The sequence below is a fragment of the Streptosporangium sp. NPDC003464 genome (genome assembly GCF_053588315.1).
The window spans coordinates 1-17,542 of record NZ_JBSFPS010000057.1 but is presented as its reverse complement, the minus strand read 5'-3'; the positions used below and the strand labels follow the sequence as shown (position 1 = coordinate 17,542).

The window sequence follows — 17,542 nt, the reverse complement described above, 5'->3', positions numbered from 1 at the left end:
GATCAGGGACAAGAGATGAAGGGGCTGGGCGGGGCGCCGGAGAGGCGGGAACGGCCGTGTCCCCGGGGAGACGTCGCGGGGGCGCGCACGGGGCGGGGCGTCACGGGAAGCGGACTGGGCGTCACAGGAACGGGAAGCGGACTGGGCGTCACAGGAAGTAGAGGCGGCTGAGCGAGACCGAGTCGGCGGGGGCCGAGCGGACCGGGTCGCCGTCGAGGGTGACCTGACCGAGCGCGTCCACCTGGACGGACCCGAGCCGGGAGTTGCGGACCAGGTCTCCGGGCCCGATGCCACGGGTGCCGCGCACGCCGACCCGGCGGCGCCGGGTCGTCATGTGGTCGCCCGCCGCGCCGGCGGCCGCCCCGCTGACGAAGGCCACCGACAGGTCCGCGGCGGTCGCGCCGTAGGCGCCGAACTGCGGCCCCAGCACCAGCGGCTCGCAGGTGTCGGTGGAGGCGTTCGGGTCCCCGGTCACGCCGTAGGCGGGGAAGCCGGCCTTCAGCACGAGCTGGGGCTTGGCGCCGAAGTGGTCGGGCCGCCACAGCACGATGTCGGCCAGCTTGCCCGGCTCCAGCGAGCCGACCTCGTGGGCCAGGCCGTGCGCGATGGCCGGGTTGATCGTCAGCTTGGCCAGGTAGCGCAGCACCCGCTCGTTGTCGTTGCGCTCCGGCGCGCCCAGCTCGCCTTTCATCTTCCCGGCCATGGCGAACGTCCGGCGGACCGTCTCGCCCGCCCGGCCCATGCCCTGCGCGTCGGAGGAGGTGATGCCGATGACCCCGAGGTCGTGCAGCACGTCCTCGGCGCCCATGGTGCCCGCCCGGATCCGGTCCCTGGCCAGCGCGGCGTCCCCCGGCAGCTCGGGCCGGAGCCCGTGCACCGAGACGATCATCCCGTGGTGCTCGGCGACGGCGTCCCGGCCGAAGGGCAGCGTCGGGTTGGTGGAGGAGCCGATGACGTTGGCCACCCCGGCCAGTTTGAGCACGTTGGGCACGTGGCCGCCGCCGCAGCCCTCGATGTGGAAGGCGTGGATCGTCCGGCCGGCCAGGACCGCCAGGGTGTCCTCCACCGACAGGCACTCGTTGAGGCCGTCGGTGTGCAGGGCCACCTGCACGTCGTGCTCCTCGGCGACCCGCAGCGCGGTGTCCAGCGCGCGGGTGTGCGCCCCCATGTCCTCGTGCACCTTGAAGCCGCTCGCGCCGCCCTCGACCAGCGCCTCGACCAGCGGGGCCTCGTGCGACGACGAGCCGCGCGCCAGGAAGCCGATGTTCACCGGCCAGGCGTCGAAGGCGTTGAAGGCGTGCCGCAGCGCCCACGGCGAGTTCACCCCCACGCCCCAGACCGGCCCGAACTCCTGGCCGATGATCGTGGTGACGCCGGAGGCCAGGGAGGCCTCCATGATGCGCGGGCTGAGCAGGTGCACGTGGGTGTCGATCGCCCCGGCGGTGGCGATGAGCCCCTCGCCGGACACGATCGTGGTCCCGGTGCCGACCACCACGTCCACCCCGTCCAGGGTGTCGGGGTTGCCGGCCCGGCCGACGGAGTGGATCCGCCCCTCGCGCACGCCGATCGAGGCGGTCCGCACGCCCAGGAACGGGTCGAGGATCAGCACGTTGCTGATCACCAGGTCGCAGGTCTCCCTGATGGAGGCGGCCTTCAGGTGCAGGCCGTCGCGGGCGGTCTTGCCGAACCCGGCGAGGAACTCCTCCCCGGCCTTCTGGGAGTCGTGCTCGACCTCGACCACCAGGCCGGAGTCGCCGAGCCTGACCCGGTCGCCCTTGCGCGGGCCGTACGCGCTCATCGCCCGTTCTCCTCCGCCGTCTCCCGCTCCGCCGGCCCGCTGCCCAGATAGCCGCAGGCCCGCGCCTTCTCCATGGCCCGCTCGAACGCGCCCGGCGCGTCCAGCGGCCCGTCCACCAGCCCGGCGAAGCCGATCGCCACCCGCGCGCCGCCGATCGGGACCAGCCTGACGGTACGGCCGCGGCCCGGGTCGAACCGGACGGTGGAGCCCGCGGGGACGGCCAGCCGGCGTCCGTAGGCGGCGCCCCGGTCGAACCGGAGCCGGGGGTTGACCTCGAAGAAGTGGAAGTGCGAGGTGACGCTGATCGGTACGGTCGCGGTGTTGAGCACCTCGACCTCGACGGCCTCCGCCCCGGGGTCCTCCCCGGCGGGAGGGGCGGCCGCCCCGATCACCGCGCCGGGCGCCTCGCCGCCGAGCGAGCCCCCGCCGAACGGGTCGCTCACCACGGCCAGCCGGGTGCCGTCGTCGAAGACCGCCTCGACCATCACCTCGGTGACGACGTCGGCCACGCCGGGCAGCACGTCGTCCGGGCCGAGGGCCCCGCGGCCCGCCTCGACCGCCTCGGCCAGCCGCGCCCCGTCGCGCGCGGCCTCGCAGACCGTGTCCGCGATCAGGGCGGTGGCCTCCGGCACGTTCAGCCGAAGACCTCTCGCCTTCCTGGCCCGCGCCAGCCCGGCCGCGGTGAACAGCAGCAGCCGGTCGCGTTCCGCAGGTGTCAGCCGCACAGCCCGCTCCTTTTAGAACCGTTTTCAAACTTTGAGCAGCATTCTAAACCTGTACGGTATATCCCATGACTGCGAAGCTGGAGCGCCCCGACGTGCGAGCGCACGTGCTGCGGGCGGCGCTGCTGGCGATCGACGAGGTGGGGCCCGAGCGGTTACGGGTACGGGACATCGCCGAGCGGGCGGGCATGAGCAGCGGTCACGTCATGTACTACTTCGGCAAGCGTGACCGGATCCTCGTCTCGACGCTGCTGCTCAGCGAGGACGAGCTGGCCGAGCGCCGCACGGCGGAGCTCGCGGCCGTCGCCGACCCGCGCGAGGCGGTCGCCCGGCTGGCCGAGCTCTACCTGCCCGGCGGTCCGCACGACGTCCGCTGGCGGTTGTGGGCGCAGGTCATCGCCCGCCCGCCGCGGGACGAGGAGACGCTCGTCCGGATCGCCGGGTTCACCGGCACGTGGGTGGAGGAGCTGGCCGCCATCGTGGCCCGGGGCGTGCGGGAGGGCCTGTTCCGGCCGGTGGACGACGTGGAGGACCACGCGAGGCGGATGTGCCGGATCATGGACAGCCTCGCGGGCGACGTGTTACTCGGGCTGCCCGGCTGCGGCCCCGGCTGGGCCCACGAGCAGGCCATGCGGGCGATCTGGCGGGAGCTGCTGCCCTGAGGGCCGCGCGGTCAGCAGGTAGGCCAGGGCGGCGAGGAGCTGGATCCCGGCCGCCGTGAACAGGGCGCCGGGCAGCGACCAGGTGGCCAGCGGCCCGGCGATCGCCGAGCCGACCGCGAAGGAGCTGATCTTCAGGCTGGCCGCGGTGGTGAAGATCTGGCCCCGGAGGTGCTCGGGCGCCTCGCGGTGCCGTACCGCGAGCACCGCCGTGAGCTGGGGCCCCTGGCCGAGGCCGGCGACGACCGCGGCGGCCACCGCCACCGCCGGCGAGCCCGCCACGGCGGCCAGCGCCGAACCCGCGGCGAGCAACAGCGTGCTGATCAGCAGCACCCTGTCGGGTACGGCGGGCGGCCGCCTGGCCATGACCACGTTGGCGGTGAGGGCGCTGGCCGCCAGTGCCGACAGCAGCAGGGCGCCGTGCCCGGCCTCCCCGGTGAGCCGGACGCCCAGCAGCGGGGCGCAGACCACCATCATCCCCACCCCGGCGAAGGAGACCATGGTGGTGACCGTCGCCCTCCGCAGGCCCGCGATCCGGGCGATCGCCGCGAAGCCCGCCGTCAGGTCCCGCCACAGCGGGCGGTTGCCCTCCCTGACGGGCCGGGCGGGCAGCAGCCAGGCCGCCGGGGCGGCCAGCAGCACCAGCACGACCGAGACGACGACGGCGGCCGGGGCCCCGGCCGCCGTGGCCAGCACCCCGGCCAGTGCGGGCCCGGTCAGACTCGCCAGGTTGTAGGTCAGCCCGTCCAGCACGCTGCCCCGCCGGATGTCCCGTCCGGTGACGACCAGCGGAAGCTGGGCCGTCCAGCCGCCGGCCAGCGCCGGGCCCAGAAGTCCGGCGAGCACGGCCACCCCGACGAGCTGCACGATGGGCGTGTGCCCCAGCGCCAGCAGGATCACCAGCAGCGCGGCCGCGTACGCCGCCAGGGCGCAGGCCAGCAGGCGGCCCGGGCGGGGGGAGCGGTCCAGCAGCGCGCCGAAGACCGGGCCGCCCACCGCCGAGGAGATGGTCAGCCCCGCCAGGAGAGATGACGCGGCGGTCGCCGATCCGGTGACCGACAGTCCCAGCAGGAGCAGCGCGGGGCTGGATATCTCGTCCCCGGTCCGGGCCGCGAGGGCGCCGGCCAGATAGCCGCCGAGCCTGTAACGTCTACTCATCTGCAAGACGTTACAGTAATGGCTGTGAGTCACTCCAGCAGGAATATGGCCGACCGGGCGGCCGACCTGACCGCCGTTCTGCTGGCCGCGCCGACCGTCGAGAGCGTGAGCGCGGTGCTGCGCGCCCATGGCGAGCGGGCACCGGAGCGGTCCGGAGCCCCCGGTCCGGGCGCGGGCGCTCCTGTCGTCTCCGCGCCTGTTCCGGACGGACCTGTCGCTCCCGGCCCGGGCGGTCCTGTCGCTCCCGGCCCGGGCGGACCTGTCGCCCCTGGCCCGGACGGTCCCGTCGCCCCCGGGCCCGGTCCGGACGCGCCCGTCACCGAGCGGGGCCGTCCTGGCCCGTCGGGTGATCTCGGGCTCACCGCCGAGGATGTCGCCGCCATGCGGGTGGTGGCGGCCCGGCTCCGCGAGGTCTTCGCGGCGGCCGGCGTCGACGAGGCCGCCGCGCTGCTCAACCGGATGCTGGCCGAGGGGGCCCGGCCGCCCCGGCTGACCACCCACCACGGCCGCAGCACCTGGCACCTGCACGTCGACAGCCACGACGACGCCCCCTGGGCCGAATGGTTCCTGACCTCCTCGGCCATGGCGCTCGCCGTGCTCCTCGCCGACCACCAGCGGGTCCCCGGCGGGATCTGCGCCGCCGGCGGCTGCGACCGCCCCTTCGCCGACTCCTCCGCCGGCAGCCCCCGGCGCTTCTGCTCCCCCCGGTGCGCCACCCGCGCCCGGGTGGCCGAGCACCGGGCGCGGCGCACGGGCGCCGCCCCCGGTGACGGGACCGCCGATGATCAGCCCGCGTGAGCGGGCTCCGGCTCGGGGCTCGGGGCGGGCGCGGGGTGGCGGGGCCGCCGGAAGCGGTCCTTGACGTCCTCCACGATCGTGTAGAGGGTGGGCAGCAGGATCAGGGTCAGGAGCGTCGAGCTGGTCAGGCCGCCGATGACGACCACGGCCAGGGGCTTGGACAGGAAGCCGCCGTCACCGGTCAGGCCCAGAGCCATCGGGGTCAGCGCGCAGACGGTGGCGACCGCGGTCATGACGACCGGGCGGACCCGGTGCCGACCGCCCTCCACGACCGCCTCACGGGCGTTCATGCCGCCCTCGCGATACTGGCGGACCAGGTCGAGCAGCACGATCGCGTTGGTCACCACGATGCCGACCAGCATCAGCATGCCGATCAGGCTGGACAGGCCCAGCGGGGTCCCGGTGGCCACCAGCAGGCCGAGGGCGCCGGTCGCCGCGAACGGGATCGAGATCAGCAGCGTGAGCGGGTGCGCCAGGCTCCGGAACGTCGCCACCATGATCAGGTAGACGATCAGGACCGCCGCGGCGAGGGCCGCGAACAGGCTGTTGAACGAGCTGGACTGCTGCTCGCTGACCCCACCGATCTCGGCGGTGGCGCCGGCGGGCAGCCGCAGCGCGTCCAGGCGCCTCTTGAGCGCCGAGCTCGCCGCGCCGAGGTCCTGGCCGGAGAACTTGGCGCTGACCGTGGTCGCGCGCTCCCCGTCGATCCGGGTCAGCCGGGTGGGAGCCGTCACCGTCTCGACCCGGGCGACGTCGCCGAGCTTGACGGTCCGGCCCAGCGGGGTGGGGACGCGCAGGTCCCGCAGCGCGGCCAGGTCGCCCGCGGGGGCGTCGACCCGCAGGGACACCTCACGCTCGGCGCCGTCCAGGGTGACCTTGGCGACCTGCTCGCCCTGGGTGACCCGGGCCACCGCCTGGACGATCCGGGCCTCGGTGAGCCCGCGCGCGGCGGCGGCCCCGCGGTCGACCCGCACGGCGATCTGCCTGGCCGTCTCGGCGAGCCCGGCCTTGACCTCGGAGGTCCCGGGCGTCTGCCGTACGGCGTCGCCGACCAGCTCCGCCGCGCGCGCCAGCGACGCGTCGTCGGCCGCCGACACGGTGACCGCGAGGTCGGTGGCGGTCAGGCCCCCCTGGTCCTCCTGGACGGTCACCTCGCCGATCCCGGGGCCGGCGGCGGCCAGCCTGTCGACCCGGGCGCGCACGGCCTCCCGCAGGGCCTTCATGTCCGTGCCCTTCCGCGCGGTGACGGAGAAGGTCGCGACGTTGCGCGCCGCGCCCTCCTCGCTGCGGTCGGGGCCGACGGTGACCTGGTAGGACGCCAGGCCGGGCACCCCCTTGAGCGCCTTCTCCACCTCGCGGGCCGCCTGGTCGGCCGCGGTCAGGCTCGTCCCCGCGGCCGACTCCTGGCGGATCTGGAAGGTGTTCTGCCCGGAGCTGCCGAGGAAGTCGGTCTTGAGCTGGCCCGCCATACCCACGGTGACCACGAGGATCCCGGCGGAGGCCAGGAGCGTCACCCACCGGCGCCGGACGGCGAACCCGATGACCGGGACGTAGACGCGCTGGAGCAGGCCGCCGCGCTCCTTGGCCTCCACGGCCTCACGGGTCACCGCGGTCCTGGGCGCCCTGAGGAACCAGTAGGCGAGCACGGGGATCACCGTCAGCGACACCAGCAGCGACGCCAGCAGGGCGATGGTGACGGTCAGCGCGAAGGTGGAGAACAGCGCCCCGGTGATCCCGCCGGCGAACGCGATCGGCAGGAACACCGCCACCGTGGTCAGGGTGGAGGCGGTGACCGCCCCGGCCACCTCGCGGGTGCCCGTCCGGACCGCGTGCAGCTTGGCCTCGCCGTGGTCCAGATGGCGTTTGACGTTCTCGACGACCACGATGGAGTCGTCGACGACCCGGCCGACGGCGATGGTCAGCGCGCCGAGCGTCAGGATGTTGAGCGTGAAGCCGTTGACCCACAGGCCGATGAGCGCGGCCACCAGTGACAGGGGGATCGAGATCACCGTGACGACGGTGGAGCGGAAGGAGAGCAGGAAGACCAGGATGACCAGCGCGGCGAAGCCCAGCCCGAGCAGACCCTCGGTGGCCAGGCCGCCGATGGACTCCTGGATGAACTCCGACTGGTCGAAGGAGACGGTCAGCGAGGTCGCGGCGCCCAGGGACCGGGTGAGCGCCGGCAGCCGCTTCCTCACCTCCTCGGCGATCGCCACCGTGTTGCCCGTGGGCTTGGCCATGACCGCCACGCTCAGGCTGGCCCTGCCGTCGGTGCGGGTCACCGTCTCGGGCCGCTCCTCGACGACGCGGACGTCGGCGACGTCGGCGAGCGTCACCTTCGGGGCCAGGTAGAGGCCGCGCACGTCCGCGAGGGAGTCGAAGCCCTCTCCGATCTGCAGGGCGAACGACTCGCCGCCGGAGGTGAGGGTGCCGGCCGGCACGACCGACCCGCTGGAGCCGAGCAGGGCGGCGACCGCGTCGACGGTGAGGCCCCGTTCTCTCAACTCGTCCTGGTCGAGGCGGACCTCCACGCTCTGGGCCCGCTCGCCGCCGACCACCACCCGGCTCACCCCGTCGATGCCGCTCAGCTCACCGGGGACCAGCTCCCTCAGCCGCCGGCCCAGCAGCCGTTCGTCATCGCCGGAGGCCGCCAGGTGGATGACCGGGAACTCGGTGGAGATCCCCGGCGCGACCTGCGGGACCACGCGGGGCGGCAGCTGCGGCTGGATCCGGCCGATCCGCTGCTGCAGGTCCTGGATCGCCTGGTCCAGGTCGGTGCCGTAGTCGTACTCGATGGAGACGCCCGCCAGGCCGTCGCTGGAGAAGGAGGTGACCTTCTTCTGGCCGACGCCTCCGCTTACGGCCTCCTCGATCCTCTCGGTGACGTTGCGCTCGACGATCTGCGGCGCGGCCCCGGGATAGACCGCGGTCACGCTCGCCACGGGCATGGAGAACGGTGGGAGCAGCTCCTGTTTCAGCGAGACGGTGGCGATCGCTCCGAATATGAGCACCCCGATCGCGAGAAGTGCCACCAGTGCCCGGTTCGCAAGGCTTATCCGGGTAAGAACGTTCAACGGGGGTCTCCCCTCGGGAATGGTTGTCCCGTCCAGGGTTCGGCCTCCGTACCGGCCCGCGGTAGCGGACAAGGTTGCGGGCCGGATCGACGAAAGTTGCGGCGCCGTACCCCCTTGGTTGCGGGTGCCGGCCGGCCGCTGGCACGGGCGTGGGCCGGTGGATAGCGTGACCGCGTGAACTGGAAGCCATCCCGCGCGGTCCTGGCCGACACGGCCCTCGCCGTCGCCGTCGGCGGGCTGAGCGCCGCGGCGACGCTCAACCAGGCGCTCTCCCAGCAGGCGTCGCTGTCGTGGAGCGTGTGGGCCGCGGCCGCCGCGCAGCTCGCCGCCGGGCTGGCCCTGATCCTCAGGCGGCGGGCGCCGGTCCTCCCGGTCCTGCTGTGCATGGTGCTGTGCGCCTTCATCACGCCGTCGGCGGTGCCGTTCGCCATCTACGCGGTCGGCGTCCACGGCCGGGGGCGCCCGCGTGAATGGGCCGCCGTCCTGCTGCTGTCGGGGCTGTTCGCCCGGCCCTGGAACATCTCCGGGCCGGTCCCCGAGGTCCTGCTGAACACCGCGTCCATCTCGCTCGTGGGGATCGCCCCGGCGCTGCTGGGCATGTGGCTGGCCTCCCGGCGGCGGCTGCTGCAGGCGCTGGCCGAGCGGGCCGAGCGGGCCGAGCGCGAGCAGCGGCTGATGGCCGAGCAGGCCAGGTCGGAGGAGCGGGCCCGGCTCGCCGGAGAGATGCACGACGTCGTCACCCACCGGGTCAGCCTCATGGTGCTGCGCGCCGGCGCGCTGCGCACCATCGCCCGCGACGAGGTGGTCCGCGAGGCGGCCGAGGAGCTGCGCCAGGTCGGCCGCCAGGCCCTTGAGGAACTGCGCGAGCTGGTCGGCGTGCTGCGCTCGGAGGAGACCTTCGGCTCCGCGCGCACCGCCGAGCCCGTGGTGCTGGACCTGACGGGTCTGGTCGAGGAGTCCAGGGCGGCGGGGGTCGAGGTCGATCTCGCCACCGAGGGCGAGCCGGTCCCCGCCCCGCCCGTCGTGGGCCGCACCGCCTACCGGGTGGTCCAGGAGGCGCTGACCAACGTGCACAAGCACGCGCCCGGGGCACGGGTGACCGTCCGGGTGGGCTACGCCGGCGGTCTGCTCCACGTCTGCGTGCGCGACACCGGAGGGGCCAGGGGTGCCGCGATGGTGGCCGGGGAGGGCGGCACCGGGCTCAGCGGCCTGCGCCAGCGCGTGCAGCTCGTGCACGGCTCGCTGTGGGCGGGGCCGTCCGAGGAGGGAGGCTTCGAGGTGCGGGCCTCGCTGCCGGTCGCCCCAGGCGGGGGAGCGGCCCGCGAGAGGGCCGCGCCGGGCTCCACGGAGGCCGCCGACGGGGTCCGGGTGTCCCCGTGATCCGGGTGCTGCTCGTCGACGACGAGCGCATGGTCTGCGCCCAGCTGCGCACCATCCTGTCCGTGGCCGACGACCTGACGGTGGTCGGCGAGGCGTACGACGGGGCCGAGGCCGTGGAGGCCGTCGTGCGGCACCGGCCGCACGTGGTGCTGATGGACCTGCACATGCCCGGGGTCGACGGGCTGGCCGCGATCGAGCACATCGCCCGTTTCCCCGCGCCGCCGAAGGTCGTGGTGCTGACCACCTTCGACCGCGACGGCTACGTGCTGCGGGCCATGAGCCTGGGCGCCGCCGGTTTCCTGCTCAAGGACACCCCGCCGGAGGACCTGATCGGGCTGGTGCGGGTGGCCGCCGACGGGCACACCGTGCTGTCCCCGGCGGCCACCCGGCGGTTGCTCACGGCCTCGGCCGGACGTGACGCGGCCCGGGAGCGCGCGCTCGCCCGGATCGCGGACCTCACCGACCGGGAGGTGGAGGTGCTCGGCTGCCTGGGCGAGGGCCTGTCCAACGCCGAGATCGCCCGCAGGCTCCACCTGTCGGAGGCCACGATCAAGAGCTACGTCTCGCGCATGCTGGTCAAGCTGGGCCTGCCCAACCGCACCCGGGCGGGGCTGCTGGCCTCCGAGGCCGGGCTCCCCGGGGCGGGGGGAGGGCGGACGTAGCCGGCGGCCGGGATCACAGCGGTCAAGTCGGGGGTCCAGTCACTGCGGCCCCCATTTCCCGCTGATCCTTGGTCTCTTCTGATGAACTATGTCGAATTGACGATCAGCACGACCGGGACGAGGCGGGCATGGGAGGCGCGTCGTCCTGCTCGCTGAAGGACCTGTGGTCGAAGGCGGTGACCTCCACCACCGGGACGGTCAGCGCGAGCGTGCCGGGCCACGTCACGGTGATGTCCCGGGTGACGCCCAGAGGTCTCGTCCCGCCCCCCACCTGGCTGTCCCCGCTCGGTGACCTGCTCTGCACCTCGGGGAGCACCCGGCCGGTCCCGGCCACGCCGACGCCACGCACCGGCACCGCGGCCCGGTGCGGACTACGCGGAGACGTGGTGGATGCGGCGGCCGGAGATCTCGGTGGGGGTGATGCGGATGTAGAGCTTGCGCTCGCCGCCCGCCCACGGCTCGACGCCCGCGCCCACCACGGCCGCCTGCTCCTCCTCGGAGGAGATGTGATGGGCCGGGCCCCGGACGAGCACGCTCCAGCCCTGCCGGTTGGGGTCGTCGATGCGGTCGACCTCGAACGCGATCTTGAACTCGACCCCTTCGACGCCGGTGCGCAGGTCCTCGTCCAGCGGGCCCCCGAAGGCCGTGCGCAGCAGCACGGCCCCGTGGTGGATCACGTAGTTGACCGGCATCACCACCGGCCCGGCGGGGGTGTTGAAGGCGACCCGCCCCACGCCGCCCGGGGAGATCAGCCGCATGCACTCGTCGGCCTCCAGCTTCTCCAGCCGGGGCCGCCCGCCCGCCGGGCCGCGCCCCGGAGGCAGGTCCATGGTGCCGCCGAGCAGCTCCTCGCTGCTGGTGCCCAGGGCCGCGGCCAGCTGGTTGACGGTGCTGGTGCCGGGCGAGGCGGCGTTCTCCTCCAGGTAGCCGAGATAGCCGGGATCGATCCTGGCCCGTTCGGCCAGCTGCTCCCGGGACATGCCGAGGGACTTACGGCGATGCGCGACCCGGCGGCCCAGGTCACCCGGGGCCGGGATGTGTTCGGTCATGGAATCCCCCTGCTCGCGGACCCGAGGCGACGGCGCCGCGGAGGACCGGCGTGGCACCCGTGGCGCCCGGCGGCGGCCTCGGCGGTGGCACCCCCCGGACGCCCTGTGACGGCTGGAGCCGTGACCCTCGCTCGCAGGGCCCGGCCGGGCGGGCGCACGTCCCGCCGGCGGGCCCGGTCCCGCTCCTGCACACCTCCGTACCCCGAGGGCCGGCAGATCACTCCGCCGTCGGGACCGCGGCGGCCCAGCCGCCGGCCTGGAGCTCGACCACACGCCCGTCGGGGTCGCGCAGCAGGCGCCGCCCCGCCCCGCCGGGGCGCGGCATCGGCCCCGGGAACGCGTATGGGCAGGTCAGGAGATCCTGACCTGCCCATACAGGTGGTGGACGATACAGGGATTGAACCTGTGACCTCTTCCGTGTCAGGGAAGCGCTCTCCCGCTGAGCTAATCGTCCTCGCTGAAACCAGAGGTGGAGACGGGATTTGAACCCGTGTACACGGCTTTGCAGGCCGTTGCCTCGCCTCTCGGCCACTCCACCGGAGTGAGAGCCCTGAAAGCCCTTCCGAGCGGAAGACGGGATTCGAACCCGCGACCCTCACCTTGGCAAGGTGATGCTCTACCACTGAGCCACTTCCGCGTGTTTTCGCCGGGTGTTCTCCCTGCGGCAACGAGAGAACTCTAGCGGGTTTTCCGAGTGGTTGCGTAACCGTCGGTCAGCCGGGGAGGCGGAGGCGGCGGGCGACCCCGCGTTCCACCGCGGGCAGGGTGAGGAAGATCTCCAGGATCCGGGTGAGGCGGTGCACCTCGATGCGGTGGAAGGCGGGGCCGTCGGCGCGGGCCAGCAGGAGCGTCAGGGCCAGCGGGGGGAGGGGCGCGGAGATCACGTGGAGGCCGGAGTCGAGGGTGACGGCCGTCGGCCGGCCCGGGGTGTCGGCGGGGAAGGGGATCTCGGCCGGGGCGCGCCAGCTGGAGTGGACGACCGCGCGCGGGTCCTCCTCCGTCCCGGCCGCCGCCCAGTCGGCGCTGAACAGCACCGGCATGGAGTCGAGCAGCGTGGCCAGCGCGCGATCCCCCGCCGTGGTGATGTATTTGAGGATCTCCAGCTCCGGATAGGTGCCCGGCGCCTCCCGCGTGCCCCACACGCCCTCGACGCTCACCCCCGGGATGTCCAGCAGGCTCTCGACGAGCGGCTTCCGGGGAGCGGAGTCGGGCCAGTAGACGGTGATGTCGTCGACCGCCCGGCCCTCGCCGCGCTCCAGCACGACGAGCTGGGTGATGTCGGCTCCGGCGGCGCCGAGGACATGGGTGATCCTGCCCAGGGAACCCGGCTGGTCGGGCAGGGCGATCCGCAGTCGCAGAAGCATCCGTGGCCTCCGGTGTCACGTCTGGCTACGCCAAGGACAACCCTACCCAGCGGTGATTCGTCCCGCCGCGCCCCGTACGGTAGAAACAACCAGGTGGAGTCGTTGAAACTCGGATCGCTCGAGGTCTGGCCGCCCGTCGTCCTCGCCCCCATGGCCGGGATCACCAACGCGCCCTTCCGGACCCTCTGCCGCGAGCAGGGCGGCGGCCTGTTCGTCTGCGAGATGATCACGACGCGGGCGCTGGTGGAGCGCAACGCCAAGACGCTGAAGATGATCCGGTTCGACCCGGCGGAGCAGCCCCGCAGCATCCAGCTCTACGGGGTCGACCCGGTGACCGTCGGCAGGGCCGTCCGCATGATCGCCGAGGAGGACCTGGCCGACCACGTCGACCTCAACTTCGGCTGCCCGGTGCCCAAGGTGACCCGGCGCGGCGGCGGTTCCGCCCTGCCGTACAAGCGCAACCTGCTCCGGGCCATCCTGCGCGAGGCGGTGCGCAACGCCGGGACGCTGCCGGTGACCATGAAGATGCGCAAGGGCATCGACGACGACCACCTGACCTACCTCGACGCGGGGCGGATCGCGGTGGAGGAGGGCGTCTCCGCGGTCGCCCTGCACGGCCGCACGGCCGTCCAGCACTACGGCGGCACCGCCGACTGGGAGGCCATCGCCCGCCTCAAGGAGGCGGTGACGGAGATCCCGGTGCTCGGCAACGGCGACATCTGGAGCGCCGCCGACGCGCTGCGGATGATGGACGAGACCGGATGCGACGGCGTCGTCGTGGGCCGGGGCTGCCTCGGGCGCCCCTGGCTGTTCAGGGACCTGGCGGCCGCGTGCGAGGGGAGCCCGGAGCGCGCCCGGCCGTTGCTGGGGGAGGTCGCCGCGACCATGGACCGGCACGCCACGCTGCTGACGGAGTGCTTCGGCAGCGAGCCGCACGCCGTGGCCGACTTCCGCAAGCACGTCGGCTGGTATCTCAAGGGCTTCACCGTCGGGGCCGACCTCCGCCGCCGCCTGGCCACCTCCGCCGACCTGGCCTCCCTGCGGGAGGGGCTCGCCGAGCTCGATCCCGCCCAGCCCTGGCCCGACGGCGTCGACGCGCCCCGCGGCAAGACCCATCCGCGCGACCGGGTCCACCTGCCCGCCGGCTGGCTGGACGACCCCTACGACCTCGCCGTCCCCGGCGCCGAGGCCGAGCTCGACACCTCAGGCGGCTGAGGGGGGGCGGGCTCGCGCAATCGCGATCAGAATGTGATCCCCTTCTGACGGGACGATGTCAGCCTCCTGGGTAACTTCCCGTCAGAGACCGGCGGCTCACACGTGGAGACGGCGTTTGACGGAGACCACATCACCCGATGATCTGATCGCGGAGTTCGACGCCGAGCGGCCCGCCCGGCGGCTGTCGGGCCGGGTGGCGGCGGCCGTCACCCTGGTCGCCCTCGGGCTCTCCCTCTACGTGCTCTACTGGGCCTTCCGCCCCGGTCCCGTGCTCCCGTACCGGATGACCTTCCTGGCGGTCGTGCTGCCGCTGATCTTCGTCTGCTACAGACCGGGACGGCGGGGCGGCGACCGTCCGGGCGCCGCCGACTGGGCGCTGGCCGGGCTGTCGCTCGTGGTGTGCCTCTACCCGCTGGCCGTCTTCGACGACTTCATCCGGCGGGCGTTCGACCCGACGGCCCTCGACGTGGCCGCCGGCGTGGTCATCTCCCTGCTGGTGCTGGAGGCGTGCCGGCGCACCGTCGGCTGGATCCTGCCCGCGGTCTGCCTGGTGTTCGTCGCTTACGCCTACTACGGCGGCTACCTGCCCTTCGACTGGGTCGTCGGGCACCGCGGCTACGACATCAGCCGGATCGTCGTCTCGTTCGTGATGGGCACCGACGGCGTGTACGGCGTGCCGCTCGACGTGGCGGCCACCTACATCATCCTGTTCACCGTCTACGGGGCGGTCCTCGACCACTCCGGCGCCGGGAAGTTCTTCGTGGACGTCTCCCTGGCCGCCTTCCGCCGCTCGCGTTCGGCGCCCGGCCGTACGGTCACCCTCGCCGGGTTCCTCCTCGGCACGGTCAGCGGATCGGGCGTCGCGACGACGGTGAGCGTGGGCAGCGTCGCCTGGCCGATCCTGCGCAGGGCCGGCTACCCCCGTGAGCAGGGCGGGGGAGTGCTGGCGGCGGCGGGCATCGGCGCGATCCTGTCGCCCCCCACGCTGGGCGCGGCGGCGTTCATCATCGCCGAATACCTGCGGGTCGGATACCTCACCGTGCTGGTCTACGCCCTGATCCCCACGGTCCTGTACTACCTGGGCATCTTCCTGGCCATCGAGATCGACGCCCGCAAGTACGGCACGCGGTCGGTCGAGGTGGACGCGCCGAGGTTCTGGCCGCTGCTCAGGCGGTCCGGCTACCACTTCAGCTCGCTGTTCGTGATCGTCATCCTGATGGCGCTGGGCCAGTCGCCGTTCCGGGCGGTGGTCTACGCCACGCTGCTGGCCTTCGCGCTGTCCTTCCTCGACCCCGCCCACCGGCTCACCCCCCGCCGGGCGGTGCGGGCGCTGGCCGCGGGGACGACGGGGGTGCTGCCGGTCGCGGCCACCTGCGCCGCCGCCGGGATGATCGTCGCCGTCGTCACCCTCACCGGCCTGGGACTGAAGGCGAGCTCGCTGATCGTCGGGGCCTCGGGCGGGATCCTGCCCGTCACCGCGCTGCTGTGCGCGCTGGCGGTGCTGCTGCTGGGCCTCGCCGTGCCCGTGACGGCCTCGTTCGTCATCGCGGCGGTCATCATCGGGCCCGCGCTGACCGACCTGGGAGTCAGCCAGGCCGAGGCGTACATGTTCATCTTCTACTACGCGGTGCTGTCGGAGGTCAGCCCGCCCACGGCGCTGTCGGCCTTCGCGGCCTCGGCCATCACCGGCGGCAACGCCTACCGGACCATGATGGCCACCTGGAAATACACGCTGCCGGCGTTCCTGGTGCCCTTCGCCCTGGTGCTGACCCCCGCCGGCTCCGCGCTGCTCGCCCAGGGGCCGGTGTGGGAGATCCTCGCGGCCACGGCGGTCTCGGCGCTCGCGGTGGCGGCGCTCGCCGCCGCCACCGGCGGCCGGCTGCTCGCTCCCGCGGGGGCGGTCGAGCGGGTGCTGTGCGCCGCCGCCGCCGTCCTGCTGCTGTTCCTGTCGCCCGTCCCGGTCCTCGTCGGGGCGGGCGTCCTGGCCCTGGCCATCGCGGTGCATCTGGTTACGCGGACACGAGAGGCACGATCATGAGCATCAGACACGTGGCGGTCCTGCTGGCGGCGGGGGCGCTGCTGCTCGCCGGCTGCGGCGGCGACCGATCCGCCGGACAGGGCGCGGGCCAGAGCTCCGCGGGCAAGCGGCTGTCGATCGCCACCGGCAACACCACCGGCGTCTACTACGTCCTCGGCGGCGCCCTGGCCGACCAGATCGGCAAGAACATCCCCGGCTACCAGGCGACGGCCGAGGCGACCGGCGCGTCGGTGGAGAACATCCAGCGGGTCGTCAGGGGCGACTCCGACCTCGCCTTCGCCCTGGCCGACTCCGCCGCCGACGCCGTCGCGGGCAAGGGCGCCTTCACCGCGCCCCAGCCGATCCGCGCCGTCGCCCGGCTGTATGACAACTACACCCAGGTGGTGGCCACCACCGGGTCGGGCGTGAAGTCCGTCGCCGACCTCAAGGGCAAGCGGGTCTCCACCGGGTCGCCGAACTCCGGCACCGAGGTCATCGCGCTGCGCCTGCTGAAGGCGGCCGGGCTCGACCCGGACAAGGACGTCAGCCGCCAGGCGCTGGGCCTGCCCGAGAGCGTGCAGGGCATCAAGGACGGCAACCTCGACGCCCTCGTCTGGTCCGGGGGGCTGCCCACCCCGGGCATCACCGACCTGGTGACCTCGCTGCGGGGCGGGGTCGCCTTCGTCCCGCTGGACGGGGTGCTGGCCCAGGTCCGGAGGGAGCACGGCCAGGTCTACACCGAGGGCACGATCGCCAAGGACGTCTACGCCACCCCCGCCGACGTCCCCACGATCGCGGTGCCCAACCTGCTGGTGGTGAACGAGAAGATGGATCCCGCCCTCGCGGGCGACCTCGCGAAGCTGATCTTCGACCGCAAGGCGGACCTGGAGAAGGTCCACCCCGCGGCCAGGGGCATCACCCGCGAGAACGCCCCGAAGACCGACCCGGTCCCGCTCCACGACGGCGCCCGGAAATACTACGGCTGACCCAGGTCGCGGCGGAGATACTCGGCGGTGAAGGAGCCGGCCGCCTCCAGGAGCTGCCGGGGCGTGCCCTCGAACACGACGGTGCCGCCCTGGTCCCCGCCGTCGGGGCCGAGGTCGACGATCCAGTCGGCGTGCTTGACGACGTCGAGGTTGTGCTCGATGGCGATGACCGTGTTACCGGCGTCCACCAGGCTGTCCATGATGGTGAGCAGGTGCCTGACGTCGGCCATGTGCAGCCCGGTGGTCGGCTCGTCCATCACGTAGACGCTGCCGGTCTTGTGGAGCTCGCCGGCGAGCTTGATCCGCTGGCACTCGCCGCCGGACAGGCTGCTGAGGGGCTGGCCGAGTTTGAGGTAGCCCAGCCCCACCTCGTTGACCGCCCGCAGGACGCGGGCGGGCTTCGGCTCGGTGAAGAACTCCGCCGCCTCGCCCGCCGTCATCTCCAGCACGTCGGAGATCGACCTGCCGCGCAGGGTGTGCCGGAGCACCTCCTCCCGGAACCGCCGCCCCTGGCAGACCTCGCACGTCGAGGTGACGGCGTCCATGAACGCCAGGTCGGTGTAGATGATCCCCAGCCCCTGGCACTGCGGGCAGGCGCCCTTGGAGTTGAAGCTGAACAGGGCCGGGCTGACGCCGCCGGCCTTGGCGAACAGCCTGCGG

Annotated in this window: 15 protein-coding genes and 3 tRNA genes; 7 read left to right on the top strand and 11 right to left on the bottom strand. The window is 73.5% G+C overall.

From position 1 onward, the window contains the following. Positions 1-148 precede the first annotated feature (148 nt). Positions 149-1,798 (bottom strand): urease subunit alpha, encoded by a 1,650-nt coding sequence (locus ACWDS7_RS15440; RefSeq protein ID WP_451929809.1) that lies wholly within the window; start codon positions 1,796-1,798, stop codon positions 149-151. Then, the gene (gene ureA / locus ACWDS7_RS15435; protein ID WP_451929808.1) at positions 1,795-2,523 is read right to left on the bottom strand and encodes an urease subunit gamma; all 729 of its coding nucleotides are present in this window, start codon (positions 2,521-2,523) and stop codon (positions 1,795-1,797) included. The genes ACWDS7_RS15440 and ureA overlap by 4 nt, the downstream gene beginning before the upstream one ends. A 65-nt stretch (positions 2,524-2,588) precedes the next feature. On the opposite strand from ureA, the gene ACWDS7_RS15430 reads away from it, so the two are divergent. Continuing rightward, entirely contained in the window at positions 2,589-3,182 is a 594-nt protein-coding gene (locus ACWDS7_RS15430) for a TetR/AcrR family transcriptional regulator (protein WP_451929807.1), read from the top strand. Here ACWDS7_RS15430 and ACWDS7_RS15425 read toward each other — a convergent pair. Then, the gene (locus ACWDS7_RS15425) at positions 3,102-4,337 is read right to left on the bottom strand and encodes an MFS transporter (protein WP_451929806.1); all 1,236 of its coding nucleotides are present in this window, start codon (positions 4,335-4,337) and stop codon (positions 3,102-3,104) included. The two genes, ACWDS7_RS15430 and ACWDS7_RS15425, sit on opposite strands and share 81 nt — an antisense overlap. Before the next feature lie 24 nt (positions 4,338-4,361). Here ACWDS7_RS15425 and ACWDS7_RS15420 point away from each other — a divergent pair, with 24 nt between their 5' ends. After that, positions 4,362-5,135, top strand: a complete 774-nt coding sequence (locus ACWDS7_RS15420) for a CGNR zinc finger domain-containing protein (RefSeq protein WP_451929805.1) — start codon at positions 4,362-4,364, stop codon at positions 5,133-5,135. Here ACWDS7_RS15420 and ACWDS7_RS15415 read toward each other — a convergent pair. Then, positions 5,123-8,209, bottom strand: coding sequence for an efflux RND transporter permease subunit (locus ACWDS7_RS15415; protein ID WP_451929804.1), 3,087 nt, complete (start codon positions 8,207-8,209; stop codon positions 5,123-5,125). The two genes, ACWDS7_RS15420 and ACWDS7_RS15415, sit on opposite strands and share 13 nt — an antisense overlap. Before the next feature lie 174 nt (positions 8,210-8,383). Between ACWDS7_RS15415 and ACWDS7_RS15410 the strand changes: the two genes are divergently transcribed. Beyond that, positions 8,384-9,589, top strand: a complete 1,206-nt coding sequence (locus ACWDS7_RS15410; protein WP_451929803.1) for a sensor histidine kinase — start codon at positions 8,384-8,386, stop codon at positions 9,587-9,589. Further along, a complete protein-coding gene (locus ACWDS7_RS15405; protein WP_451929802.1) occupies positions 9,586-10,251 on the top strand; it encodes a response regulator in 666 nt (221 codons plus the stop codon). The genes ACWDS7_RS15410 and ACWDS7_RS15405 overlap by 4 nt, the downstream gene beginning before the upstream one ends. A 103-nt stretch (positions 10,252-10,354) precedes the next feature. On the opposite strand, the gene ACWDS7_RS15400 is transcribed toward ACWDS7_RS15405, so the two are convergent. The 6 genes from ACWDS7_RS15400 to ACWDS7_RS15375 form a co-directional block, all read right to left on the bottom strand. Further along, positions 10,355-10,606: a hypothetical protein gene (locus ACWDS7_RS15400; protein ID WP_451929801.1), complete on the bottom strand. Its 252-nt coding sequence runs from the start codon at positions 10,604-10,606 to the stop codon at positions 10,355-10,357. A gap of 16 nt (positions 10,607-10,622) precedes the next feature. After that, a complete protein-coding gene (locus tag ACWDS7_RS15395; RefSeq protein ID WP_306868629.1) occupies positions 10,623-11,300 on the bottom strand; it encodes a pyridoxamine 5'-phosphate oxidase family protein in 678 nt (225 codons plus the stop codon). 379 nt (positions 11,301-11,679) lie between these two features. Further along, a tRNA-Val gene (locus ACWDS7_RS15390) sits at positions 11,680-11,754 on the bottom strand. 13 nt (positions 11,755-11,767) lie between these two features. Then, positions 11,768-11,838: transfer RNA gene (locus ACWDS7_RS15385), tRNA-Cys, on the bottom strand. A 27-nt stretch (positions 11,839-11,865) separates the two neighbouring features. Next, positions 11,866-11,937: transfer RNA gene (locus tag ACWDS7_RS15380), tRNA-Gly, on the bottom strand. A 76-nt stretch (positions 11,938-12,013) separates the two neighbouring features. Then, positions 12,014-12,664 (bottom strand): amino acid-binding protein, encoded by a 651-nt coding sequence (locus ACWDS7_RS15375; protein WP_451929800.1) that lies wholly within the window; start codon positions 12,662-12,664, stop codon positions 12,014-12,016. A gap of 93 nt (positions 12,665-12,757) precedes the next feature. Between ACWDS7_RS15375 and dusB the strand changes: the two genes are divergently transcribed. The 3 genes from dusB (at position 12,758) to ACWDS7_RS15360 (ending at position 16,882) form a co-directional block, all read left to right on the top strand. Beyond that, complete coding sequence (gene dusB / locus ACWDS7_RS15370) at positions 12,758-13,879, top strand: tRNA dihydrouridine synthase DusB (RefSeq protein ID WP_306868514.1); 1,122 nt, start codon at positions 12,758-12,760, stop codon at positions 13,877-13,879. A gap of 115 nt (positions 13,880-13,994) precedes the next feature. Further along, positions 13,995-15,917 (top strand): TRAP transporter permease, encoded by a 1,923-nt coding sequence (locus ACWDS7_RS15365; RefSeq protein WP_451929799.1) that lies wholly within the window; start codon positions 13,995-13,997, stop codon positions 15,915-15,917. Then, the gene (locus tag ACWDS7_RS15360) at positions 15,914-16,882 is read left to right on the top strand and encodes a TAXI family TRAP transporter solute-binding subunit (RefSeq protein WP_451929798.1); all 969 of its coding nucleotides are present in this window, start codon (positions 15,914-15,916) and stop codon (positions 16,880-16,882) included. The genes ACWDS7_RS15365 and ACWDS7_RS15360 overlap by 4 nt, the downstream gene beginning before the upstream one ends. Here the strand turns inward: ACWDS7_RS15360 and ACWDS7_RS15355 are convergent. Then, a partial coding sequence (locus tag ACWDS7_RS15355; RefSeq protein ID WP_451929797.1) for an ATP-binding cassette domain-containing protein occupies positions 16,873-17,542 on the bottom strand: 670 nt, incomplete at its 5' end. The two genes, ACWDS7_RS15360 and ACWDS7_RS15355, sit on opposite strands and share 10 nt — an antisense overlap.

Excerpts from the sequence above, each read along its gene's own strand:
- ACWDS7_RS15395 (WP_306868629.1), bottom strand. The coding sequence starts at position 11,300 with ATGACCGAACACATCCCGGCCCCGGGTGACCTGGGCCGCCGGGTCGCG.
- ACWDS7_RS15430 (WP_451929807.1), top strand. The coding sequence starts at position 2,589 with ATGACTGCGAAGCTGGAGCGCCCCGACGTGCGAGCGCACGTGCTGCGG.
- ACWDS7_RS15440 (WP_451929809.1), bottom strand. The coding sequence starts at position 1,798 with ATGAGCGCGTACGGCCCGCGCAAGGGCGACCGGGTCAGGCTCGGCGAC.
- ACWDS7_RS15360 (WP_451929798.1), top strand. The coding sequence starts at position 15,914 with ATGAGCATCAGACACGTGGCGGTCCTGCTGGCGGCGGGGGCGCTGCTG.
- ACWDS7_RS15375 (WP_451929800.1), bottom strand. The coding sequence starts at position 12,664 with ATGCTTCTGCGACTGCGGATCGCCCTGCCCGACCAGCCGGGTTCCCTG.
- ACWDS7_RS15425 (WP_451929806.1), bottom strand. The coding sequence starts at position 4,337 with ATGAGTAGACGTTACAGGCTCGGCGGCTATCTGGCCGGCGCCCTCGCG.